Origin of the sequence: Halorubrum depositum (assembly GCF_007671725.1) — an archaeon.
Taxonomy (GTDB): domain Archaea; phylum Halobacteriota; class Halobacteria; order Halobacteriales; family Haloferacaceae; genus Halorubrum; species Halorubrum depositum.
Map to the genome: position 1 here is coordinate 877,785 of NZ_VCNM01000001.1, position 22,397 is coordinate 900,181.

17 protein-coding genes are annotated in these 22,397 nt (G+C 68.1%); 5 read left to right on the forward strand and 12 right to left on the reverse strand.

Annotation, left to right across the window (positions count from 1 at the left end; translation table 11 throughout):
• Window positions 1-58 precede the first annotated feature (58 nt).
• The 5 genes from FGM06_RS04590 to FGM06_RS04610 form a co-directional block, all read right to left on the reverse strand.
• Window positions 59-1,426, reverse strand: coding sequence for a nucleotide sugar dehydrogenase (locus FGM06_RS04590; RefSeq protein ID WP_144797964.1), 1,368 nt, complete (start codon window positions 1,424-1,426; stop codon window positions 59-61).
• On the reverse strand, window positions 1,423-2,436 hold the full coding sequence (locus FGM06_RS04595; RefSeq protein ID WP_144797965.1) for a Gfo/Idh/MocA family protein: 1,014 nt from the start codon (window positions 2,434-2,436) through the stop codon (window positions 1,423-1,425). The genes FGM06_RS04590 and FGM06_RS04595 overlap by 4 nt, the downstream gene beginning before the upstream one ends.
• Complete coding sequence (locus FGM06_RS04600) at window positions 2,433-3,512, reverse strand: DegT/DnrJ/EryC1/StrS family aminotransferase (protein WP_144797966.1); 1,080 nt, start codon at window positions 3,510-3,512, stop codon at window positions 2,433-2,435. Before FGM06_RS04600 ends, FGM06_RS04595 begins: the two co-directional genes overlap by 4 nt.
• The gene (locus FGM06_RS04605) at window positions 3,509-4,144 is read right to left on the reverse strand and encodes an acyltransferase (RefSeq protein WP_144797967.1); all 636 of its coding nucleotides are present in this window, start codon (window positions 4,142-4,144) and stop codon (window positions 3,509-3,511) included. Before FGM06_RS04605 ends, FGM06_RS04600 begins: the two co-directional genes overlap by 4 nt.
• 140 nt (window positions 4,145-4,284) lie before the next feature.
• On the reverse strand, window positions 4,285-5,493 hold the full coding sequence (locus FGM06_RS04610; RefSeq protein WP_321167640.1) for a Gfo/Idh/MocA family protein: 1,209 nt from the start codon (window positions 5,491-5,493) through the stop codon (window positions 4,285-4,287).
• A 309-nt stretch (window positions 5,494-5,802) separates the two neighbouring features.
• Here FGM06_RS04610 and FGM06_RS04615 point away from each other — a divergent pair, with 309 nt between their 5' ends.
• Together FGM06_RS04615 and FGM06_RS04620 are read left to right on the forward strand one after the other, a co-directional pair.
• Entirely contained in the window at window positions 5,803-7,692 is a 1,890-nt protein-coding gene (locus FGM06_RS04615) for a DNRLRE domain-containing protein (RefSeq protein WP_206668666.1), read from the forward strand.
• The gene (locus FGM06_RS04620) at window positions 7,689-9,365 is read left to right on the forward strand and encodes a cohesin domain-containing protein (RefSeq protein ID WP_144797969.1); all 1,677 of its coding nucleotides are present in this window, start codon (window positions 7,689-7,691) and stop codon (window positions 9,363-9,365) included. Before FGM06_RS04615 ends, FGM06_RS04620 begins: the two co-directional genes overlap by 4 nt.
• A gap of 80 nt (window positions 9,366-9,445) precedes the next feature.
• On the opposite strand, the gene FGM06_RS04625 is transcribed toward FGM06_RS04620, so the two are convergent.
• Window positions 9,446-10,582, reverse strand: a complete 1,137-nt coding sequence (locus FGM06_RS04625; protein ID WP_144797970.1) for a hypothetical protein — start codon at window positions 10,580-10,582, stop codon at window positions 9,446-9,448.
• A 377-nt stretch (window positions 10,583-10,959) separates the two neighbouring features.
• Here FGM06_RS04625 and FGM06_RS04630 point away from each other — a divergent pair, with 377 nt between their 5' ends.
• Window positions 10,960-11,706, forward strand: a complete 747-nt coding sequence (locus tag FGM06_RS04630; RefSeq protein ID WP_144797971.1) for a glycosyltransferase family 2 protein — start codon at window positions 10,960-10,962, stop codon at window positions 11,704-11,706.
• A 69-nt stretch (window positions 11,707-11,775) separates the two neighbouring features.
• Here the strand turns inward: FGM06_RS04630 and FGM06_RS04635 are convergent, their stop codons facing one another.
• Both FGM06_RS04635 and FGM06_RS04640 read right to left on the reverse strand, forming a co-directional pair.
• On the reverse strand, window positions 11,776-13,422 hold the full coding sequence (locus FGM06_RS04635; protein ID WP_144797972.1) for an alkaline phosphatase family protein: 1,647 nt from the start codon (window positions 13,420-13,422) through the stop codon (window positions 11,776-11,778).
• Window positions 13,423-13,709: 287 nt separating this feature from the next.
• On the reverse strand, window positions 13,710-15,110 hold the full coding sequence (locus FGM06_RS04640) for a sulfatase (RefSeq protein ID WP_144797973.1): 1,401 nt from the start codon (window positions 15,108-15,110) through the stop codon (window positions 13,710-13,712).
• Between the two features lie 341 nt (window positions 15,111-15,451).
• Here FGM06_RS04640 and FGM06_RS04645 point away from each other — a divergent pair, with 341 nt between their 5' ends.
• Window positions 15,452-16,381: a glycosyltransferase family 2 protein gene (locus tag FGM06_RS04645; RefSeq protein ID WP_144797974.1), complete on the forward strand. Its 930-nt coding sequence runs from the start codon at window positions 15,452-15,454 to the stop codon at window positions 16,379-16,381.
• Between the two features lie 60 nt (window positions 16,382-16,441).
• Here FGM06_RS04645 and FGM06_RS04650 read toward each other — a convergent pair whose 3' ends face one another.
• The gene (locus FGM06_RS04650) at window positions 16,442-17,650 is read right to left on the reverse strand and encodes a sulfatase (protein ID WP_144797975.1); all 1,209 of its coding nucleotides are present in this window, start codon (window positions 17,648-17,650) and stop codon (window positions 16,442-16,444) included.
• A 245-nt stretch (window positions 17,651-17,895) separates the two neighbouring features.
• Here FGM06_RS04650 and FGM06_RS04655 point away from each other — a divergent pair, with 245 nt between their 5' ends.
• Entirely contained in the window at window positions 17,896-18,117 is a 222-nt protein-coding gene (locus FGM06_RS04655) for a CopG family transcriptional regulator (RefSeq protein WP_144797976.1), read from the forward strand.
• On the opposite strand, the gene FGM06_RS04660 is transcribed toward FGM06_RS04655, so the two are convergent.
• Genes FGM06_RS04660 through FGM06_RS04670 form a run of 3 tightly spaced genes read right to left on the reverse strand, consistent with a single transcriptional unit; the run spans window position 18,102 to window position 22,212 of the window.
• On the reverse strand, window positions 18,102-19,223 hold the full coding sequence (locus tag FGM06_RS04660) for a glycosyltransferase family 4 protein (protein ID WP_144797977.1): 1,122 nt from the start codon (window positions 19,221-19,223) through the stop codon (window positions 18,102-18,104). The two genes, FGM06_RS04655 and FGM06_RS04660, sit on opposite strands and share 16 nt — an antisense overlap.
• The gene (locus tag FGM06_RS04665; RefSeq protein WP_144797978.1) at window positions 19,220-21,133 is read right to left on the reverse strand and encodes a DUF6541 family protein; all 1,914 of its coding nucleotides are present in this window, start codon (window positions 21,131-21,133) and stop codon (window positions 19,220-19,222) included. Before FGM06_RS04665 ends, FGM06_RS04660 begins: the two co-directional genes overlap by 4 nt.
• Window positions 21,133-22,212, reverse strand: coding sequence for a DUF1616 domain-containing protein (locus tag FGM06_RS04670; protein ID WP_186310965.1), 1,080 nt, complete (start codon window positions 22,210-22,212; stop codon window positions 21,133-21,135). Before FGM06_RS04670 ends, FGM06_RS04665 begins: the two co-directional genes overlap by 1 nt.
• Between the last annotated feature and the right edge of the window lie 185 nt (window positions 22,213-22,397).

Sequence of the window (22,397 nt, forward strand, 5' to 3'; positions counted from 1 at the left end):
CGCGGCGTTAGACGCGACGCGGCTCCGTCGACACCGCGATCGTTTCGGCGCTCACAGATCAGGTCCGCCCGGATCCGATGGTGTACGTCGGGTGGCCGACGTCGCCGAGCGCATCCCGGCCGTCGACCACGACGACGTCCTCGAAGCCGTCCCACTCGACCGCGTCGAAGGCCTCGTGGGGGGTGACGACGACGACGGCGTCCGGGTCGGAGCGGCCGACCTCGGCCAGCGCGACCGGTTCCGCGCCGAACGAGGCGATCGTCTCGTCGTCGAGCATGGGATCCGTCGCGAACGTGTCCGCGCCGCGCCGCTTCAGGTCGGCGACGAGCGGTCCGGCGGGCGTCGCGCGCGTCTCCTTGACGCCCGGACGGTACGTGACGCCGAGGACCAGCACCCGCGATCCGTCGATCGGTTTCCCTCGCTCGGCGAGCTCGCGCTCAACGATCCCCGCGGTGAACGCCGGCATCGAGTCGTTCACTTCCCTCGCGGTCCGGAGCAGTGGCGTCGGCGTGTCCACCCGGCTCATCACGAAGTACGGGTACCACGGGATGCAGTGGCCGCCGACGCCGGGGCCGGGGCTGTGGATGTGACAGAACGGCTGCGTGTTGGCCGCGTCAGCCGACTCCCGCACGTCGACCCCGAGGTCGTCCGCCAGGGTCCCGAGCTCGTTCGCGAGGGCGATGTTGACGTCGCGGTAGAGCCCCTCGAACAGCTTGACCGCCTCGGCCGTCGTCGCGTCGGAGACGCGGATGACGTCGTTGTCGGTGACGCGCTCGTAGACGGCCTCGGCCACGCGGGCGCTCTCCGCGTCGACGCCGCCGACGATCTTCGGGTACGCGCCGGTGATGTCCTCGAGCGCCCGGCCGCTCGACGTGCGCTCCGGGCAGAACGCGGCGCCGAACTCGTCGGGGGCGAGCCCGCTCCGCTCGACGAGCGTCGGGACGAGCCGGTCGCGGCACGTCCCCGGGGGAACGGTGCACTCGACGAACACCGCGTCGCCGGGCGAGAGCCCGGAGGCAACCGAGTCGACGACCGTATCGAAGATGGAGAGGTCCGGTTCGTTCGCCTCAGTGATGGGCGTCGGAACGATGACGACGTGGGCGGTCGCCCGTTCCGCCGCCGCCCGGGCGTCGGTCGTCGCGCGGAGCGCGCCGTCCCCGACGGTTTCGGCCACCAGGTCGGGTAGCTCCGGCTCCCCGTCGATGTGACAGTCGCCGCGGTTGACCGACTCGACGACCGACTCGTCGACGTCGACGCCGACCACGTCGCCGACCCGATCGGCGAACGCGGTCGCCAGCGGGAGCCCCATCTTTCCGAGCCCGTACACCGCGACTGACGCGCCCCGCCCGTCGACGAGCGCGCGCAGTTCCTCGTCGCTGCGGGCGGCGTCGTACAGCGGCTCCGGCTTCGTCGGCGGCCGGGTCATCGGTCCGACGGAACCGCGTGTCTGGCGTCGGTTCGAGGCCCCTCGGTCGCGTCCGCGCGCTCGAGGACGGCGTCGGCGAGCTCCACCGCGCGGAGCCCGTCCTCGGCCGTGATCCGCGGCGTCGCGTGCTCCGCGACCGACTCGACGAACGACTCGAGTTCGTATCGCAGCGGCTCGCCCGACTGGACCATCGGGCGCTCCGTGATCCCCTCATGGTGGTAGCGGATGTTCCCCCCGATCTCCATGTACTCCGGGCGGGACTGGCGGTGGATCTCGATCGTCTGCGTGAGGTAGTCGAGCTCGATGTAACACTCCTCGGCCGTGATCGTGATGTCGCGGACCTTCTGCTGGGTCACGCGGCTGGCGGTGAGCGTGGCGATGGTGCCGTCGCCGAACCGGAGCTGCGCGGTCGCGTGCTGCCCGTCGTCGGTCCGGAGGGCGTTTATCCGGGCGACGTCCCCGGAGACGAGCGACCGGACGATGTCGAGGTCGTGTATCATCAGGTCGTGGACGACGTTCTCGTCCAGCGACCGCCCGTCGTCGCTCGGCGGCCCGAGGCGGCGGGCGTCGACGGCGATCGGCGACACGCCGTCGACGATCCGAGTCAGCTCCGCCACCGCCGGGTTGAACCGCTCGATGTGGCCGGCCTGGACGAGCACGTCCGCCGCCTCCGCCCGCTCGATCAGGTCCCGTCCCTCCGCGACCGAGGTCACGAACGGCTTCTCGACGAGCGCGTGGACCCCCGCGTCGATGCAGTCGCGGGCGAGGTCCGCGTGATACTCCGTCGGGACGGCGATCGACACCGCGTCGACCCGGTCGAGCAGCGCGCCTGTCGCGTGCGACGTCGTGCCGATCTCGGCCGCGACGTCGGCGGCGCGGTCGGCGTCCGCGTCGGCGATCCCGACGAGGTGCGCGCCGGGGAGCTCAGCGTACACTCGCGCGTGGTTCCGGCCCATCGCGCCGACGCCGATGACGCCGACATCGACGTCGCCACCGTCGTCGGCCGTCATACGATCGCCCCCGCGGTCGCCTCGGCGATCCTGTCGAGGTCCGCCTCGTCGAGCTCGGGGTGAACGGGGAGCGACAGCACCTCCTCCGCACAGCTCTCCGCGACCGGATACGACCCCGAGACGCCCTCGTACGCCGGCTGTTCGTGGATCGGGATCGGGTAGTACACACCCGACCCGACGTCGCGGCTCTCGAGGTGATCCCGGAGCGCGTCGCGGTCCGGAACCCGAACCGTGTACTGGTGGTACACGTGCTCGTACCCGTCCGGTTCGAGCGGCGTGACGACGCCGGGGACGTCGGCGAGCCGGTCGGTCAGTCCGGCCGCGTTCTCCCGCCTCGCCCGAGTGAACTCCGGCAGGCGGTCGAGCTGGGCGCGGCCGATCGCCGCCGCGAGGTTCGTCATCCGGAAGTTGTGACCGACCGACGCGTGTTCGTATCCGGTCGTTCGACCGTGGTCGACGAACCGGCGCGCCCGCTCGGCGACCGCCTCATCGTCGGTGAGGATCATCCCGCCCTCCCCGGTCGTCATGTTCTTCGTCGGGTAAAACGAGAAGCAGGCCGCGTCCCCGAAGCTCCCGACGCGCTCGCCCTCGTAGCGCGCGCCGTGCGCCTGCGCCGCGTCCTCGAGGAGCCGGAAGTCGTACTCGTCGGCGAGCTCGCCGAGCCTACCGACGTCCGCGGGGAGCCCGTACAGGTGGACCGCGATGACGGCGTCGACCGGCTCGCCGTCCCGGAGCCGCGCTTCGAGCGCGTCCGGATCGATGTTGTACGTCCGCGGGTCGACGTCGACGAAGTCCACCTCGGCCCCGGCCAGCCGCGCCGCGTTGGCCGTCGCGACGAAGCTGAACGGCGTCGTGAGCACCCGGTCCCCCTCCCCGACGCCGAGGCCAACGAGCCCGGCGTGGAGGGCCGCGGTCCCGTTCGCGGTCGCGATTCCGCGGTCGGCGCCGCAGTAGTCGGCGAACTCCGACTGGAACTCCTCGACGACCTCGCCCTCCGCCAACATCCCGGAGTCGATCACCGCCTCGACGCGGCGTTTCTCCTCGGCGCCGAGCGACGGATTCGCGCTGGGTATCATCGGCTATCGGACCCCGGTTCGTCCCGGATCCGGTTGTCCCCGCTCAGTTCGTCGGGGAGGGGCTCGATCGTCGCAGGACAGCCGACGGCGAGCGTCTCCGGCGGGACGTCCTTCGTGACGACCGCGCCCGCGGCGACGAACGCGCCGCGGCCGACGGTGACCCCGGGAAGCACGGTCGCGTTCGCGCCGATAGAGGCGTGGTCCTCGATCGTCGGCCCGGTCAGCTCCACGTCCTGACGGACCGGAAACGGATCGTTCGTCAACACGGCGCCCGGACCGACGAAGACGTCGTCGCCGATCGTCGTGTTCGACGGCACGTACACCTGGCTCTGGAGGCTGACGCCGGATCCGACGGTGGAGTACCCGTCGATGACCGTCTGCGTCCCGACGAGCACGTCGTCGCCGATCTCGGTCTCCTCGCGGACGAGCACGCCGTGTCCGGTTTGGAACCCGTCGCCGACGACCACGTCGTCGTAGATCACCGAGTCCGAACGAATCGTCGCGTCGGTCCCGATGACCGGCTCGGCTCCGTCCCCGGTTCCGAGCGTCGCGTTCGACGCGACGTCCCCGTTGCCGCCCGACCCGACGTCGCCGTCCGCCGTACCGTTCCCGTCGTCGTCCGACGAGCTCATGTCGTGACCCCGATCTCGTCGCCTGCGTGGCTGTACATCTCGTTGGAACGTTAGGACAGTGACGTTTTGTTATGCTGCGTAAAAACGGAGCGGTAGCAGCGAGCTAACGGACGGAGCGGGTCGGGGCCGATCCGACGACCTCACTCGTTCGCCGACGTCGCGGTCTGGTCGTCGGTTTCCGCCCCGGTGGTCTCGCCGCCGTCACCCTCGCCGTCTCGTTCCTGAGATTCGACGAGCGCCTCGAGGGGGTTGCCGTCGATCTCCAGCGGGAGCGCCACGCGACCGCGCCGCCTGACCGACTCCCAGGACGCGAACGGCAGCTCCGCCGCGTACAGCGACCGATCGCCGCTAGTCGCCGGTTCCCGGTCCTCTCGGAGCGCGTCGACGACGTCCTCGATGGCCCGTTCGACGAACGAGGTGGGGAGGAACGCACGCTTGTCACCGAACGGGCTCCGTTCGGCGACTTTCCCGAGCCCCACGCGGAGTTTCCCGGGCTGCGGGCGGTGAATGCTCTCATCGGTGTCGACCGCGTTCCACCCGCCGTCTGTTCGGTATCTGAGCGGGGGCCCGCCCTCGACGCCGAGCTCGATCGCGCCGTCCTCGCCGATCAGTCGCATGTAACACCCGGTGAACTCGGGACCCATGCCCGGTCCCTCGCCCGTCGAGGCGATGCCGCGGACGCCGCTTTCGGTGTACCACTGCGCGAGCCCCTGGCTCTCGTTCCGCGTTCCGAACCACTCGTTCTCCTCGCTGAAGTCGGCGCCAGCCAACACCCACTCGACGGGCGACCAGTCGGCGAAGTAGCCGGCGAGATCGAACTGGTGGGTGCCGGCGTCGAAGAGATTCACCTCGCCGAACTCGATCCGCTCGAGGTCGCCGACGGTCCCGTCGTCGAGCAGCGACTTCGCCCGCGTGAACGGGGCCCCGAAGCGACGCTGGTGGTTGATCGAGAGCTGCACGCCCTCGCGGTCGCACACCTCCACCATCCGGCGGCAGTCCCCCCACGTCGTCGCCATCGGCTTCTCGCAGTGGATCGCGAGCGGGACGCCGCTCTCGGCGCAGTCGACGACGATCTGCGCGTGGAGCGCGGGAGGGACGCAGACGCTCACGAGGTCGGGCTCCGCGCCGGCGAGCATCGCCTCGTAGTCCTCGTACACATGCTCGGGCCGGATGCCGAACGACTGGGCGAACGACTCGGCGTTCTCTCGGACGATGTCCGCGCACGCCACCAGCTCGACCCCGTCGAGTCGCTGGTACCCCGGCGCGTGCCGATACGCCATCGCGTAGCCGGTGCGGTCGGGTTCGTCGGTGTCCGCGCCGGTACCGATGACCGCGGCTCTCATTGCCATTGGAACGTCGTACTGAGGAACCAGCCAATAGTATGTGGCTGTTAACGAGGTGGACGTGCCGATCTCGGCGACGGGGACGAGATGAGACCTGGCGTCGCTCGGAGGAGACGGACCCGCTGCCAACCGACGACGGGACTCGCGGTCGGAGGGGCGGTGCTAACATCGTAATAATCTCGCATATACATATAAATCGGTCTATAATTTTACAAGCGAACCGCGTTCCTCCTCCAAGGTTTCAGTTCAATGTCTTCCGATCACGACCCAGAGCCGGTCGAGGCGGCTCCCACGGGTCCCACGGAGTTCGCGAGCGTGTCCAGGCGCTCGGTTCTCAGGGCCGTCGGTGCGGGGGCGGCAGCACCGCTCCTCGCAGGCGCGTCGAGCAGAGCGTCGAGCGCCGCGTCCGATTCGTGGACGATAGTCGCGCTCCCGGACACGCAGTACTACGCGAACAACGAGCGCCGGTACCGGTTCGCCGTCGACCAGACCGACTGGATCGCCGAGAACGCCGACGCCGAGAACATCGCCTTCGTCAGCCACGAGGGCGACGTCGTCCACGAGGGCGACCAGACGGAGCAGTGGGACCGAATGGACGACGCGATGGCGACGCTGGACGGCGTGGTCCCGTACAGCACGCTGCCGGGCAACCACGACTACGCCGACACGCGGAATCGAAGCTCCGGGCTCGACAACTACGTCGACTACTTCGGCGCGTCGCGGTTCGATGGGTATGACTGGTTCGGCGGGACCGGCCCCAGTGACGAGGAGGCGAACTCCTACCAGCTGTTCTCGGCGGGCGGGTACGACTTCCTCCACCTCGCGTTAGAGTGGGAGCCGCGCGACGAGACGCTCGAGTGGGCACGAGACGTGCTCGACCGGTTCCCCGAGCGACCGGCCGTTCTCACGACTCACGCGTACCTGACCGACGGCGACAGGGAGGGCGGCGACGAGTCGAATCCGGGACGAGCGCGGTTCATCGAGGAGGAGAACGGGGACGGGAACTCGGGCGAACAGGTGTGGCGGAGGCTCGTCGCCCCGAACTCCCAGGTGTTCATGGTTCTCAGCGGCCACTTCCACGAGAACTTGAATCAGGACGCGGATCCGCAGACGAGCGGCGAGTACCACCAGGTGTCCGAGAACGACGCCGGAGAGGACGTCTACGAGATGCTCGCGAACTACCAAAAGAGGGACGGATCGGGGTTCAGTTTACTCAGGCGGATCTCGTTCGAGCCGGGGAGCGGTGACCCGGATCGGATCAGCGTCAGCACGTACAATACGTATAAAGACGAGTACGAGACCGACGACAACAGCGAGTTCGCCTTCGATCTCGACTTCGACGAGCGGTTCGCACAGGAGTCGTCGACGGATCCCACCGAGCGCTTCTCCTTCGAGCAGGGCGCCGACGGCTACGAAGGGACGAGCGACACTAACCTCCGCGAAGCGAACCCCCAGACCGGATACGGCGACGCCTCGACCGTGACGGTCGACACCAAGGAACCGCAGGACTCGGATAATCGCGCGCAGGCGCTCGTCCGGTTCGACGGCGTGATCGGCGATGGGGACGGACAGGTCCCGCCGAACGCGACCGTGAACTCGGCCACGCTGACCGTCGAGACCGTAGACGAGGGGAGCGGCGGTGCGGTACACCGACTGCTCAGAGAGTGGAGCGAGAGCGACACCTGGGAATCGTTCGGCGGCGGCGTCAGCGCCGACGGCTCCGACGCGACCGCGGACCCCGAAGCGAAGGCGGAGGCCGTCTCGGAGGGGCCGACAGAAATCGACGTCACGGCCAGCGTCCGGGAGTGGGTCGGCGGCGAGCCCAACCACGGGTGGGCGATCCTTCCCCTCGGCGACGATGGGTGGGACTTCTCGACCGCCGAGGGCGACGCGCCGCCGCAGCTAACCGTGACGTTTGAACCCGGCGACGGCGGCGATGACGATAGCGAGGACGGCACCGGCGACGGCAGCGATGGCGGTGACGGCACCGGCGACGGCGGAGACGGCGGGGACGAACCGAACGAACCACTCCCCGGCGACGCGGACGGCGACGGCGACGTAGACGATGCCGATGTCGATCTCGCCCAGCGACACGTCGCAAACGAGGACGTCGACATCGACCGCGAGGCCGCGGACATGGACGACGACGGTGAGATCGACATCACGGACGTCGTCGAGATAGTCGACGAGACGGGAGGACGATGACCCGACGAATCGGCGTCGGCGGTCTGCGCCACGCGACCGTCGTCGTCGTGACGACGGCGCTGCTCCTCGGAGCGGCCCTCTCGGGCGCCACCGTCGGCGTCGTCGACGCGGACGGGTCGTCGGTCGCGGTCACCGACGGATCGGGCGGGAGCGCGGTCGAAGCCGCCCCCGGCGAGACGGTCGCGGTGACGGTCGGCGCGAACGCGTCGAACGTGAGCGCCTACCAGGCCAATCTCACCTTCGACCCCGACGTCGTGCGGATCGTGTCGGTGTCGGGGACCGACGACTTCGACGACCCCGTCGCCAACGTCGACAACGAGAGCGGCTGGGTCGCGTTCAACCAGTACCGGTCCTCGAACGCCACCGATCCGCGGCTCGCGACGGTGACGCTAGAACTCGTCGGCGGCGCCGGGAACGAGACGACGCTCGCGTTCGCGGAGTCCGATACGAAACTCGCAGACGACGCGGCCCGGGAGCTGGGCATCGACGGGTACGGCGATCTGACCGTCATCGTCGAATCCGATTCGAGCGGTGACGGCGGAGAGGGGAGCGACGGTGGCGACGGTAGTGACGGCGGCGATGGTGGTGACGGCGGTGACGATGGTAGCGGCGGCAGCGATGGTGGTGACGGCGGTGACGATGGTAGTGACGGTAGCGACGGTGGCGACGGCGGTGACGGCGGTGACGATGGTAGTGACGGTAGCGACGGTGGCGACGGCAGCGACGGTGGCGACGGCAGCGACGGTGGCGACGGCGGCGACGGCGGGTCAGGAAACGATGGCGATAACGACGGCGGCGATGACGACGGAGGCAACGGCGGCGGGAGTCCGGGCGGCGGAGCGAGCGGTGGGGGGACGAGCGGGGGAAGCGCCGGTGCCGATGAGAACGACGAGGCGCCCGAAGGTCCCCCGCGCGTCGCCGCTCACACCGCATCGATGAACGGCGAGGCGTCTATCGTGACGACGTTCGACGGGATCAGCCCGACGATCGAGCGCGTCGAACTCCTGTTCGAGGCGGCCGTCTCCGGCGAGTACGTCACGACGGAGTTCGAACGGCTTCCGACCGACCTCGCAGACTCCAGGGGCGACGCCGACGACGTCCTCACCGTGATCGAGTTCGGCGCGCCGGACGGGTCCGAGGACGCGCCGGCGGAGCTGGTCCTCGCGCTCAATCGGAGCGCGGTCGACGCGTCCGATCAGAGCGTCGACGGCCTGCGGATCGAGCGCTACGACGAGGCGACCGGACAGTGGGTAGGGGTCGACGCGGCGGTCGACGGTTCGGACGAGGCGACCGTGACGCTCACCGCCGCTCCGTCACGCCTCGGCTGGGTCGTCGTTTCGGCGGGGAATTCGTCCCGGACGGACGCCGCGGCCGACCCCGCGAACGGTACCTCGGCCGGATCGGACGGAGATGCGGACGGCACGGCCGAGGGCTCCGACGCGACGAACGGGACGGTTGGCGACGCCGACGGAAAGAACGGGGCGGCGGACAGCTCCGACGGAACGACGGGCGACTCTGGCACGACAGCGGGCGACTCCGGAGCGACGAGCGACTCGTCTACCGAGGGTCCCGGCGTCACCCAGTCGGAGGTGCCGGGATTCGGCGTGACGAGCGTCCTCGCCGCCGGCGCGCTGCTGTACGGGTTCCTCCGTTTCGGACGCCGGACGCGATAGCCGCGGCTCGGGAGGCGTTCGGTCGTCCGAGACGACGGCCGCGGCGAGACGAGATCCCTCGTCAGTTCCGTTCGAGTCCGTCAGTCGGCGGTGTGGGCCTGCTTCCGATCGGGGAGGGATTCGATACGCTCGACGATCTCGCGGTCGATCCCCTCCGCGTTCCAGTCCGCGGTGCGCGGAATCCACGCCTGATAGGTGTCGACCTCCTCGAACAGCTGCCGGAACGCGTCCTCCTCGGCCTCGACCACCTCCTCCAGCTGGTCGGCGAAGGAGGGTCCGGGACAGAGCGCGTCGTACGCCAGGAAGTACTCCTCGAGGAGCTCGTTCCACTCGTAGTAGCTGATCGCGTTGACCTCCGTCACCATCCGCTCGGCCGACAGTTCCTCGACCGAGACGTGGTCCTCGTTCGGCGCCGCCCTGAGAGCGACGACGTTGTCCACCGTCGACTCCGGGACGTGTTCCGAGCGCGGAAATATCTCCGAGACGTCCGTGAACTCCCGGCCCTGCTCTGCGAGGAACCTCTCGCTGAGGAAGCTGATACCCTTATGAACGACGCTGTCGCCCGCGTTCACGTTCACCTCGATGAACTGGCTCACCTCGTCGCGGATCTTGTCCTGGACGTCGTCGTGTTCGACCTCGATCTCGGGGAACGATCGGATGTTGTACGGCTGGAGATTCACCGACAGCGGGTAGCCGAGAGCGGTTCCGTCCGTGCCGACCCACAGGCGATCGTCGGAGAGGTACCCCGCTCCCTCCCGCAACAGCGAGAGGAGGGTGTTCGTCTTCCCGCCGCCGCGCCAGGCGGGGAACAGCGTCGTCTCCCCGTTCAGCTCGATTCCGGACGCGTGAACGAGCGCCCGCCCCTCCTTCGCGAGCTCCTGTCTGATCCGGAACTCGACGGGATACGTCGCCTTGAACGGCTCCCAGTTCGGCGACACGTAGATGTGGTCCCACCCCGGTTCGACCGCCATGAAGTTCGAGCCGCTCCGAACGACGAACCGATCGCCGGTCCAGCCGTAGTGGTCGGAGGGGTCGCCGAGGACCGCGTCGAGCTCCGGCTCCTCCGTCGTCCGCTCGACCACGACGTCCGGCTCGCGTCCCGGGTCTTCGACCTCGAAGTGGTCGAACATCGTGTAGAACTGCTGAGTGGAGCGCCCGCCATCTCCGCGAACCTCTAGCAGCACCGATCCGAAGAAGTCGTAGTAGTGTCGTCTCATCACTACGGCGCTCCGATCAGGTAGCTGGGTCGAGGCAACGTCACGTGCGACTGTTCGCCGAATCGTATTCTTCGAAACATCTGACACGAACCAGACCGTATTCTACCGAGTTTGTTATATAGCGTCTATACCGCTCGGGTGGAATCGGATCAAGCCATAGCAGCGTATTAAGCCGTGATCGTCGAAAACGCGGCCGTGGCCGTCAGTCATCCGTTCGAGATCGGTACTGAGGGAGAGCGTCGCGTTCCCGCACGCTCGCCCGCGCGCTCCGCTCGCGCTCGTCGGCCGGATAGGTACGGAATAACAATCACCCCGTCAGTCGTGGTCACCACCATCCACTCGAGAGACAGATCGACCGATCGCGGGAAATTGGACCCATGCCTGAACTCAGCGTAATCGTCCCCACCCTCAAGCCGAGAGACGAGATCGAGTCCGTCGCGAGGCTCGAACGACACGAGTTCACCGACTACGAGGTGCTCGTCCAGGACGAGAATTCGGCGACGAAGGCCAGAAACGAGGGGATCCGGCGGGCGAGCGCGGAGAAGCTCGTGTTCCTCGACGACGACTCGCTGCCAGTCGAGGGGTACCTCGAACGGGTCTCCGACCTGTTAGAGCGCGAAGCCGTCGTGACGGGGAAGATAATTCACCCGCACAACGACGTCATCGAGCGGTTCACGAGCCACTACGACATGGGATCGAAGCCCCGCTACGTCACTCGGTTTTGGGGCTGCAACGCGGCCTGCAGAAAGGAGGTGTTCGACGACGCCGGGATGTGGAACGAGGCGATTACGTGGGGCCACGAGGAGAAAGAACTCGCCGAGCGGATACTGAACCACTACCCGATCTACTACGACCCCGAACTGCTCGTGTATCACGTCTACGCCGACTCAGTGGTCGACTACTGGCGCAAGCAGTACAAGCTGGAGCTACAGACGCCGTACCTCTGGGAGCAGGACGGCGTCCCCTCGTCTCGTCAGTACTTCCGGACGCTGCAAACGGTGGTGAACCCGATGAACTACGTGGGGTTCTCGCCGAAGCACACGCTCGTTCGGTCGGGCGGGAACCTGATGCGGTTCGCGGGCCGCGCGGTCGGGATAGCCCGGCGGTCGGGCGCCGAGGAGTAACGCCATCGCGTCCCGAGAGGCGACCGCCTACCGGCGCGCCGCGGCGAGAACGTCCTCATTCCGGTCGGGCTACTCCATGTACCCCAATCCCCGCAGCCGGTCCTCGACCTCGTCGAAGTCGCCGTCGACCTCCCCTTGCGGCTCTCCGGCGTCGTACTCCGCGGTCCGGACGGGCCTCTCCGCGGCGGGCGATCCGGCCGCGAGTATCTCCTCGATCACGCCGCCGTCGGCGTGCGACGGCACCGGGCGATCGAGCAGGTGCAGGAGAGTCGGGACGAGGTCGACGGCCGAGGCGTCCGCCGGCCGCGACTCCGCCTCGATACCGGGGCCGTGCGCGAAGAAGATCCCCTCCGATTCGTGGTCCGCGGCCTTCTGCGGGACGGTGAACGGCTCGTCGGCGAACTGCCAGTTGACCGTGTAGCCCTCGATCGACTCGATCAGGAGGTCCGGTTCGAGCGTGTCGCCGTCGGCGGACGCTTCGTGACCGGGACCGTCCGCGTCGGGCTTTTCGTCGCCGGTTCCGTCTGCACCGGCCCTCCCGCGGTCGGGGTCAACCACGACGAGCGGCCGGTCGCCCGTCTCCGGGTCCCGGACGTTCTCGAGGAGTTCCGTCACCCGGCGTTTGACCGCCGGGACCTCCGAGGGGGGAACGGTCCCCGACGCGAACCGTTCGGTGTCGTTGACGTAGACGCTCCCGAGCCCGTGGAGGAACGCCTCGGTGTGCGAGAAGTCGGCGTCGTACAGCGCGTGGTCGCCGGGAATACGGGTCGCCGCCTGGCTGATCAGTCCCTCGGGGAGGTATCGAACCAGCGTCCCCTCGTCGACGCCGACCCGCTTCAACGCCGCGAGCACGTCGTCTTTATCGAAGCCGACGGTAGACATGACGCCCCGCACTCCCCCCTGCTCCTGCCGCGCGATGAGCCCCTCTCGACGGAGGATCTCGTTGACGTTCACCTGGCGGGAGACGGGGCCGAAACCGTGGTCCGAGACGACGAAGAGGACGGCGCCGGCCTCCTCGCACCGCTCGACGACTTCGGCCAGCAGGTCGTCGAGCTCCTCGTAGTGCGCCTTGAGCACCGCCTCGTCCCAGATGAGATGTTGGAGTCGATCGGGCGCGGTGTACACGAAAAAGGAGAGCGTCCAGTCGGTCCGTTCGAGGAGGACCCGCATGAGCTCTCGACGGTCCGACAGCATACCGTCGAGCGCGTCGAGGAACGCCTCCCGCCGGCCGAAGTACTCCTTCCAGTCCAGCCCGATCTCGTAGTCGGGGATCCGACGGTCGATCGCCGCCCCGAGCTCCGGGGGGTACGTGAACGCCGAGGCGTCCTCCGGCGTCATCATCCCGGTGGCCATCTCGCCGTCGAACTCCCGAGCGGGGAACGTCATCGGGACGTTGCCGACGACGGCCGGCGAGACGATGTCCCAGATCGCCGGTCGGCTCCGGTCCGCGCCCGTGTTCGGGCGCTGCCCGTACCGGCGGTTCAGCTTCATGAACTCGAACAGCCCGTGGCCGGCGGGGTCACAGCCGGTCGCTATCGACGGCCACGCGACCGGCGTGTTGGCCGGAACCGTACTCGCGAACGGTCCCGCGGCGCCCTCCCGCCGGAGCCGCTCGAACGTCGGGAGGTCCCCCTCGTCCATCCACTTCTCGACCAGCGACCACGGGACGCCGTCCAGTCCGAGGACGAACGCCCGTTCCGGCTCGGACGCGGTCATCGCTGCACCGCTCCGGGGGAACGCGTCGCCGTCGTGCGGCGTCGATCGGCGGGCGTCGAACGGGGACTCCGATAGTCGGGCGTCGGTCGCGGGGGCCGATAGCCGTCACGTCTCTCGCGGGCGCGCTCGCTCCGCCCTGCGCCGAGTGGGTCCATAGCTGTCACGTCCCTACCGCCTTCGACCACATTGTTACTCCCGACCTATCGGACGGAACCGGGCGCGCGGCCGACGGAGCAAGAGGGCCAGCGGCCGGCGGAGAGAGCGGCCGGCCGCAGACGGGGAGAGACTCAGAGGTACCCCAAGTCCTCCAGCTGTTTCGCCATCTCCGGGCTGAAATCGGCGGTCCGTTCCCGGGAGTCGCCCGGCGCGCCGTGCGTCGCGAGCCACGAGTCGGTCTCGCCGGCCAGGCGCTCGGCGACGTCGGGCGCCGACTCGGAGACGTCGGCGGACTCGTCGGGCAGCCGAAAGAGGTCCGCGCGATCGTCGCCGCGCTGGTACCGGTGCTCCGTCGTCCGGGCGCTGGTGACGACTCCGGTGAGGAACCGACTCGCGTCGAACGACGGGTTATGCCGGCGGAGCTCCTCGATCTTCGTCGCGCTTCGCGGTTCGCCGCGCTGGGTGAACGCGACCGCTCTGGGGTCGGTCCGGATGTCCCGTCCGATCGGGACCGGCACGTCCAGTCCGAGCTCCGCGACGATCGTCCGCATCACGTCGGCGTGTTGGACGACGCCCGAATGATCGCCGGAGAGGCCGTCCAGCCCCGCGACGACGAGCGGGACGTTCGTGACCGCCGTATGCGTCGACAGCATGTGCGCGAGCAGCCCCTCCTCGCCGAAGAACTCGCCGTGGTCGGCGGTGACGACGATTATCGGGTCGTCGAGCTCGGTCCGGGCCGTCTCGACGATGGACTCGGCGACGGCGTCGACGTACGCCAGCGACGTGTCGTACATCACGTCGATCGCGTTCCACGTCTCCGCGTCGAACGGGAGCCCGTTAGCGATGTGTTCGTGGATCCGATCGGACATGTCGAGCGACGCGGCGAGGGCCCGATCCATCGACGCGTCGAGGTCGTCCTCGAACCGGTCGCGCCAGCCCTTCGGCGGGTAGTACGGGTGGTGGCTGTCGCCGAGGTGCGCGTAGAGGAAGAGCGGGTCGTCGCCGCCGGACGCCCGGCGGACGTGGCGGCTCGCCAGCGCGTCGATCATGTAGCCCGTGCTGTGTTTCCTCGTGTCGGTCGTCCAGCCGGCCGAGTGGCGCCGGAGGTTCAGGAAGTACTTCGCGAGGATACGCGGACCGACCTGTTCGAGGAGCTGGTCTTTGCCGAGGTAGTGGAAGCGCTCGAACCCGCGGTCGAGACCGGTCGCGGCGCTCACCTGTGCGATCGGGGAGACGCCGACCGTCCGGTAGCCCGCGTCGCGAAGCCCCTCCGGGATCGTCGGGATGTCGTCCGAGAGCGCGAGCTCAGTCGACCACGTCCGGTGATTCGAGGGGGCGCGGCCGGTCAGGATCGACGTCGACGACGGCCGGGTCCAGACGGCGTGAGTGGTGCAGTTCTCGAACGCAGCGCTGTCGTCCTCGCTCGCGAGCCGGTCGAGGAACGGCGTCGTGTCGCGCTCGTGGCCGCCGACGGACGTCCGGTCGTACCGGACGCTCTCGAGCGTGAGCCACACGATGTCCCGGTCGGGCATTGGGACACACCAGGTCGCAGGCGCGTTTAATTCATGACTCGCTAACCGGCCCGTTCCCGAGCGAACCGGCCGGGAACGCCGTCGTCGAGACGTCGATTTCGATCGGGTATCGCAGCGATCGAGGGGGCCAGAACGCCAGCAAACCGGAGCGACTACGGACCGGCTTACGACCGGATTAACCGCTCGAGGCGCTCCGCGAGCGCTTCGTCGCACTCCGCGAGCGCGTCGTTTCCGACCCCGACCCCGAGGCGAACGCCGCGGTCCGGCTGGGGGACACCGATCCGATGCCGGCGGCGGTATCGAGTCGATAACGAAGTACCGAGTCGGTTTACCGAGACGGAATGAGCGACGAGCGCACGGTGAGCGTCGTGCTTCCGACGTACGGCCGCCCGGAGTACTTCGAGGAGGCGGTCGACAGCGTCGCGAGTCAGACGTACCCAGCGGTGGAGCTGGTCGTCGTCGACGACTGCTCCCCCGAGCCGGTGGCGCCCCTGCTCGACGGAGTCGACACCGCGGGTATCGACGTCACGCTCGTCCGGCACGCGGAGAACCGCGGGGCCTGTGCCGCCCGGAACACGGGCATCGACGAGGCCGGCGGGGAGTTCGTCGCGTTCATCGACGACGACGACGTCTGGCTGGAGACGAAACTCGAACGCCAGGTCGAGGTCATGGAGTCGTTCGGTCCCGACGTCGGCGCCGTGTACACCGGCCAGCGCTTCGTCACTGACGGCGAGACGACCAACGTGAGGGCGCCGACCACCAGCGGCGACGTCACCGCGGCGATCCTGAAGGGCGCGTCGCTCAACCCGTTCTCCTGTATGCTGGTGGACGCGGCCGTCGTCGAGGCGGCCGGGCCGCTCGACGTGCGGTTCCCCAGCTGGCAGGACCGCGAGTGGTACTTCCGGCTGTCGACGCACTGCGAGTTCGCCGCGGTCCCGGAGCCCCTCGTCGTCAGGCGGATGGGACACGAGCAGATCAGCGGCGACTACGAGACGAAACGCGACGTGTCGTACCCGCTGATGCTGGAGAAACACCGCGGGCTTGCCAGGGAGTACGGCTGTGAGGACGAGTTTCTGGCCTACCTGACTCGGTCGCTCGCCGGCTCCGCCCTGCAGAGCGGCCGCTACGCCGACGCGGTGCGCCACGCGCTCGTCTCGCTCCGGCACCGACCGACGTACGGGCCCGCCTGGACGACGATCGCGGTCGCGGTCGGGGGACCGGTAACTTATCGGCTCGCCCGGAGGGTGAAGCGGTTCGGCGCCGCCCGGTGACGGCGTCTCGGCGGGGAGCGATCCCGGTACGAGGCGCTCACGGAAGCCGGCCACGATCGGCTAGGCTTCGATGTCTCCTACTTTCGACACCACGTGCCGCCGCTCCGTCTCCGTCGCCTGTTCCCGTTCGACGACCGAGCGCCCGACGTCGTAGAGCGAGTGGTCGTCGTCCTGTCGCTCCCACGAGCCGTCGGTCCGAACGGCGACGGTCTCCCCGTCCGTCGTCCGTTGATACCGCCAGTCGCGGCCGCGGACGACGCGCATCCCGTCGTTGTTCCGAGTGGTCACGTACGGGCGTTCGACCGTCGGCCGGTCTCCGGTCGCGAGGCCGGTGAGCAGCTCCGGAATCGATTCGAGCGAGACCGGGTCTTCGACGCGCTCGGTGGGGACGTTTCCGACGACGAGGGGAACGTTGATGACCGACTCGTGGAGGTAGCCGTGGCCGTACCGATCCTCCTCACCGAACAGCTCCCCGTGGTCCGCGTGGACGCAGACGATAGAGTCGTCGCCGACGTCGTCGAGGAGAGTAGCGACGAACTCGTCGGTGTACTCGACCGTCCTGTCGTACGCCGCGAGGAGTCGGTCGCGGAACAGCGGGCTCAGTCGCTCGTCCGCGCCGCCGAAGAGCCAGGCGTTCGCCGCGTAGGTCAGCGGCCAGAAGGAGAGGTACTCCCTCGGCGGAATGTACGGCATGTGGACGTCGACGAGGAACACCCAGAGGAAGTACGGCTCGTCGGCGGACCGTCGCCACCGCTCGATGTCGCCGTAGAACGACTCCCACGACATGAACATCTCCTGTCCCGCCCACCAGTCCGCGAGCCGCGTCGCCGTCTCCCTGAGAGGGCCCGCGTCGTCGCCGTCGCCGTCGCGGAACCGGTTCGACGTCGTCTCCTCCATGAAGTCCTCGAAGCGGTCGAACCCCTTGTCGAAGCCGAACGACCGGGACGTCCACGGGTTCGCGGTGAACGCGGCCGTCTCGTACCCCTTCCGTTTGAACCGTTCGGCGAGGGTGTCGCGGGCGCGGACCTGACCGCGGATCGAGTCCCGACGGTCGGCCTCCGGACGCGAGAAGGGATAGCCGCCGGTGATAAAGGAAGTCGAGGAGCCGCGAGTCGAGCCGGCAGGGGCGATCGCGTTGTCGAACTGGAGCCCCCCCTCCGCGAGTTCGTCGATGGTCGGCATGAGGGTACTGTCGTACCCGAGGTGACCGCAACGGTCGGCGCGGAGACTGTCGACCGTGACGAGCACGACGTTCCGTGGATCAGCCATTACCGGGGGATTCCGCGGTGCGAGTATTGTTATAGGCGACTTACTGCGACGGCCCGTTCGATCGCCGAGACGGCGAGGTCACAGCCCGAAAACGGCGGGAGTACGACCTCCGGGACGGCGAGTTCGAGAAGTCGCACGCGTGCATCGGCAGCGACGACACCCGCGGCCTGACCCGGCCGATACCTCGGTTAGCAGGGAGTTACTGAAGTCCGTCTTCCCGGTAGCAACGGTGAGGGAGATTCAGAATGAGCACCGAGGCCGACAGCCGGACCGTGACGATAGAGGGTCACCTCTACGAGCGCGTCGAACGGCGTATCGCGAATACGAACTTCGAGTCGGTGGACGAGTACGTGACGTTCGTCCTCGAGGAGGTCTTGGCCAGCGACGAGGCCGACGCGGCGTACGAGGACGTCGACGACGACGACGTCCAGGCGCGGCTGCGCTCGCTGGGCTACTTGGACGCGTAGGACTCCTCGGGAGGAGCGTCTGCGGTTTCCCGCGACGACGGCGCGAGCGAGTCGTACAGCTCCACCAGATCGGCGGTCACCGTCTCCCACGAGTGCGCCGCTTCGACGCGGCGTCGGCTCGCTCTGGCCATCGCCCGGATCCGGTCCGGGTCCGCGAGGAGCGTCCGGAGAGCGTCCGCGAGCTCGTCCGCGTCGCCGGGCTCGACGAGCACACCGTTGTCTTCGTCGACGACGCTCGGAATCCCGCCCACGCCGGTCGAGACGATGGCGTTGCCGCCGGCCATCGCCTCAAGGATCGCGATCGGCACTCCCTCGGCGTACGTGGGAAGGACGTACACCATCGACTCGTCGAGTATCTTGCGTTTCCGCTCTTCGGAGACGTACCCGACATACTCTACCCCCGAGCGGGAGTCCGCGAGGTCCTCGACGAGGTGCGACAGCGGACCCTGGCTCGCGATTGTGATATCGATCGGCACCTCTTCGGCGAGCTGATCGATGGCTTCGACGAGCTCTCTGGTCCCCTTGCGCTCGATGTGTCTCGACACGTACGACATCCGTACCGGCGAGGTCGAGAACGACGGGTCGTACTCGGAGACGTCGACCGCGTTGTGGAGGACGACCACCTTCCGAGGGTCTACGTGGCTCTCGAGCACCTCGGCCCAGCTGTCCGAGAGCGCCACCACGACGTCGCTCGCGTCGAACACGACGGACTGTAACGACCGAACGGGCAGCGAGTCAACCTCCAAGAATTCATCGAACGACGACCCGTGAACGTGGAGGACGACCGGGCAGCGCCACACGAGCGCCACGAAGAGCACGTACCACGACGACTGGTAAAACGAATTCCACTGGGCCGAGTGGATGTGAACGACGTCCGGAGGGCGGCGGAACGGGAACAGAAGCATCTGTTTGAGGGCGATGAGAACCGCGAGAGCGAATCGTGCGAGTCCGGTCCCCGGCGGGACAGCGACGCTGTACACGCGCGTTCGAATGCGTTCCGGCAGATACCGGCACTGTCCAGTGATATATCGGTTCACCCCGCCTGCGCCCGAACGGGACGGCCCGATGATGAGCACCTCGACCTCGTCGTCGGCCGGTGTGTTCACGTCACCACCTCCCCTTGCGGGGCGCCCGCCGGCCGGTCAAGCGGCGGTTCAGGGCCCGCGACGCGCGGTTCCCCAATGACCGGTCCATCGCCGTACTTGACGTGGTAGACGTCGACCCGGCCGTTCGTCATGACGCGACTCACGCCGACCGTCTCGCCGACTCCCGTGAAGTCCGACTCGTCGTACCGAAGCTCCCCGTACGCGATCACCTCTTGTTCCTCGTCTTGGTCGACCTGGAGGTAGTAGTAGAACTCCTGCGTCGGGAAATCGTCGCCTCGGAATCGTCGAAGATCCGAAGGGAGCGCCTCGGGCGGAACGCCCCAGGCGAGCCTCGGGTCGAGATACAGCCCCATCGCCTTCGAATACTGACGCGGGGCGCTCCGAGTCGACGCCAGCGCCGCGCCCTCCGCCCGGTACTCCATCGCGGTCTCGTGACCCGTGTACATCTGTTCGGAGACGTGCTGTGTGGGCTGGCTCAGGTACGGCGACGGGAACACGACGAGTATCGACAGCACCAACGCGATCGCGAGCCCGGCGACGGCGACCATTCTCACCAGCCTCGAAGGAGAGGGGCGCAGCTCGTCGACGCGGTCGCCGACCATCGTCAGACCGATCACGGCGAGAATCGTGACGAGGACCATCCCGAACCCGATGTGCCGGAAGAAGTAGCCGGACATCTCGCCCACGAAGTGCGCCACCGAGTAGACGCCGAGCGCGATGCCCGCGAACGAGAACGTCGTCGTTACCGTTCGACTTCCCCCGTCGAGCGCTTCGGAGAACAGGTTCGTCACCACGACCGCCCCCGCGACGAGAACGTAGAACGCCGGTACGATGAACAGCTTGACGAACAGCTCGCCGACGCTGAGCCCGACCGACTGCGCGGAGTCGACCCGCTCGGTCACGATCTGTCCGCCCTGCTCGGTGCCGAGTATCCACCCGTTCAGCGAGGCGAGGAGGTTCGCGGACATGTTGAATACCGCGTCGTGCTGGAAGTTCCACAGCACGAAAACGGCCGCCAGAAACAGTAACTGCCCGTAAGCCGGCGGTGATCTTGCCAGCACGGTGTCCGAGAGGTACCGGCCGCTGAGCCGCTGTATCGCCACTACCGCACCCAGAACGATGATGACGTTCAGCGCGGTCTGCGGGTGGTAGAAGACGACCGCGACCGCGGCCACGGCGAATCCGAGGTCTGTCGACGAGAGACGGCCGGGGATCGTCTCGTCCGTACCGCGGTCCGTGATGTGTTTGATCACGACGTAGAGGAGGATAGGCGTCAGGAACGTCGTCATCGAGAACGTGTGGAAGTGCGGATGGAAGCTGATGTGGTTCAGCGGTAGGAGCATGAGCGCCGAGACGGCCGCGATGGCGACCGCCCGTCTGCGCGGCAGTATCGTCCGCACGCAGAGAACGATGAAGACGGCGTAGAGGACCAACGCGGTGAAGGCGACGAACAACATCGACTGCTCCAGCGGAACTCCCGAGAAGGCGCTCAGGAACCCACTGAAGCTGTACGCTCCCGGATACACCTCCGCAAAGAAGCTCATATCACCGGTGAAGAGCTGCCGAGCCAGTCCCAAGTGCCGGAGCCCGTCGCCGAGGCCGTAAAAGAAGTATCCTCGGATGAGCGGCAGCGCGGGGACCGACAGCAATGAGAGACCGGTCAAGGCGAGTCCGCCAGCCCACTGTATCCACGACGTACCAAGTATTAGCCCGGCGACGCCCGCCGACAGCGCCACACCGATCCCGGCCCAGAAGAGGAGCGGCGTGCTGGCGTATATCGACACCTCGTAGCCGGCCGCGGGGTTCGCCTCCGCGACGGAGACGGCCGCGAAGAGCGAGATAGACCCGACCAACAGCGCTATCGACACGGCGCTTCGGTCCTCGTCGGTCGCCGAGAGCCCGCGAGACATCAGGGCGCCTCCGCGACCGTTCCCGCCCGAGTTACGTCGATCGCTCGGCGGTCACCGGAGAGCGGTTCGGGACCGGGACGGTCCGCACTCGCCGCCGAAAGCGACGGAGTCGCTGGTTCGCCCACCACCCCCTCCTCGACGTCCGACCCCTCCGACCCGACCCAGAGGGTGAGGTTCCGATACGAGTTTTCGAGGGTCGGCTCCGCGGGGGCCTCGCCTTTATAGATGAGATACGCGATTCTGATCCGCTCTCCCGACATGTCGGAGGCGACACGATGGTCTCGCTCCCACGCCGAGCCGGCGTCGACGGTCTGCTCGAACCGGTCTCGGACGGAGGCCTCGGTGACGGTGCCGTCGGCGCTCACGCGCTGGAGCTGGACGACGACCTCGTAGTCTACCGCCTGCGACTCGCGGTTCTCGACGCGCAAGACGAGGTCCGCGGTCTCACCGGCCCGGAGCTGGTCCGGGTATCCGTCGGCGACGAGCTCGCCCTCCTCGTTTTCGGTCAGCAGCACGGCAGTGGTGTACTCGGGGCTCTGGGCCGGGGACGCCATCGCGGCCGTCAGGTTCGCAGCGGCGAGGACGAGCATCACGACCACCGCGACGTTCAGCGCCCGCTTCCCCGACGTGGGGGCGGAGACCCCGTCGGTGACGGTTCCAGCCAGAGAGACGAACGGCGACGGGGCGTCGAGGTCGGTCGAAGATATCCGGTATCTGATGGCCGCGAGAGCCGTAAACAGCGTCGTCGCGGCCGACACGAGAACGATCACGGTTTGCGGTTCGTATCCGGCCCCCGCCACGCCGACGGCGTAGCCGTACACCGGCATCAGACAGACGCCGAATCCGAACGCCAGCGCGAGCCGCTCGAACGGATCGAGCGCCGACATCGTCGACTCGGAGTAGCCGCGGTTCAGCGGCGTCTGAGCCTCGTTCCCTTCGGTTCGGCTCTCCGGGAAGACCGCGAGCGTGAGCGCGTATCCGGGGAGGAACAGCAACGCGACGCCGGCCGTCACCAGCCGGAGCGCGGACCCCTCGGGCAGTCCGATCACGAGGAGGCAGCTCAGGAGAACGGCCGGCACCGGCCATAAAAATCCGAGGTTGAGCGCGGATCGAGAGGCTTGACGAGCCGTCATTAATTGTCCACACCTCCGCGTCAGCGTGGCATAGTTATACCTCGTCTAATGGCCCGTTGACGGCGTGTACTCTCGATTATCGGTTTTCCCGTGCGAGCTCCGAGATCGGGAGCGTCACGCTTGTCGCCGCA

Bases quoted from the DNA above. Each gene is read 5' to 3' on its own strand.
- FGM06_RS04590 (WP_144797964.1), bottom strand. From the start codon at position 1,426: ATGACCCGGCCGCCGACGAAGCCGGAGCCGCTGTACGACGCCGCCCGC.
- FGM06_RS04595 (WP_144797965.1), bottom strand. From the start codon at position 2,436: ATGACGGCCGACGACGGTGGCGACGTCGATGTCGGCGTCATCGGCGTC.
- FGM06_RS04600 (WP_144797966.1), bottom strand. From the start codon at position 3,512: ATGATACCCAGCGCGAATCCGTCGCTCGGCGCCGAGGAGAAACGCCGC.
- FGM06_RS04605 (WP_144797967.1), bottom strand. From the start codon at position 4,144: ATGAGCTCGTCGGACGACGACGGGAACGGTACGGCGGACGGCGACGTC.
- FGM06_RS04610 (WP_321167640.1), bottom strand. From the start codon at position 5,493: ATGGCAATGAGAGCCGCGGTCATCGGTACCGGCGCGGACACCGACGAA.
- FGM06_RS04620 (WP_144797969.1), top strand. From the start codon at position 7,689: ATGACCCGACGAATCGGCGTCGGCGGTCTGCGCCACGCGACCGTCGTC.
- FGM06_RS04625 (WP_144797970.1), bottom strand. From the start codon at position 10,582: ATGAGACGACACTACTACGACTTCTTCGGATCGGTGCTGCTAGAGGTT.
- FGM06_RS04630 (WP_144797971.1), top strand. From the start codon at position 10,960: ATGCCTGAACTCAGCGTAATCGTCCCCACCCTCAAGCCGAGAGACGAG.
- FGM06_RS04635 (WP_144797972.1), bottom strand. From the start codon at position 13,422: ATGACCGCGTCCGAGCCGGAACGGGCGTTCGTCCTCGGACTGGACGGC.
- FGM06_RS04640 (WP_144797973.1), bottom strand. From the start codon at position 15,110: ATGCCCGACCGGGACATCGTGTGGCTCACGCTCGAGAGCGTCCGGTAC.
- FGM06_RS04645 (WP_144797974.1), top strand. From the start codon at position 15,452: ATGAGCGACGAGCGCACGGTGAGCGTCGTGCTTCCGACGTACGGCCGC.
- FGM06_RS04650 (WP_144797975.1), bottom strand. From the start codon at position 17,650: ATGGCTGATCCACGGAACGTCGTGCTCGTCACGGTCGACAGTCTCCGC.
- FGM06_RS04655 (WP_144797976.1), top strand. From the start codon at position 17,896: ATGAGCACCGAGGCCGACAGCCGGACCGTGACGATAGAGGGTCACCTC.
- FGM06_RS04665 (WP_144797978.1), bottom strand. From the start codon at position 21,133: ATGTCTCGCGGGCTCTCGGCGACCGACGAGGACCGAAGCGCCGTGTCG.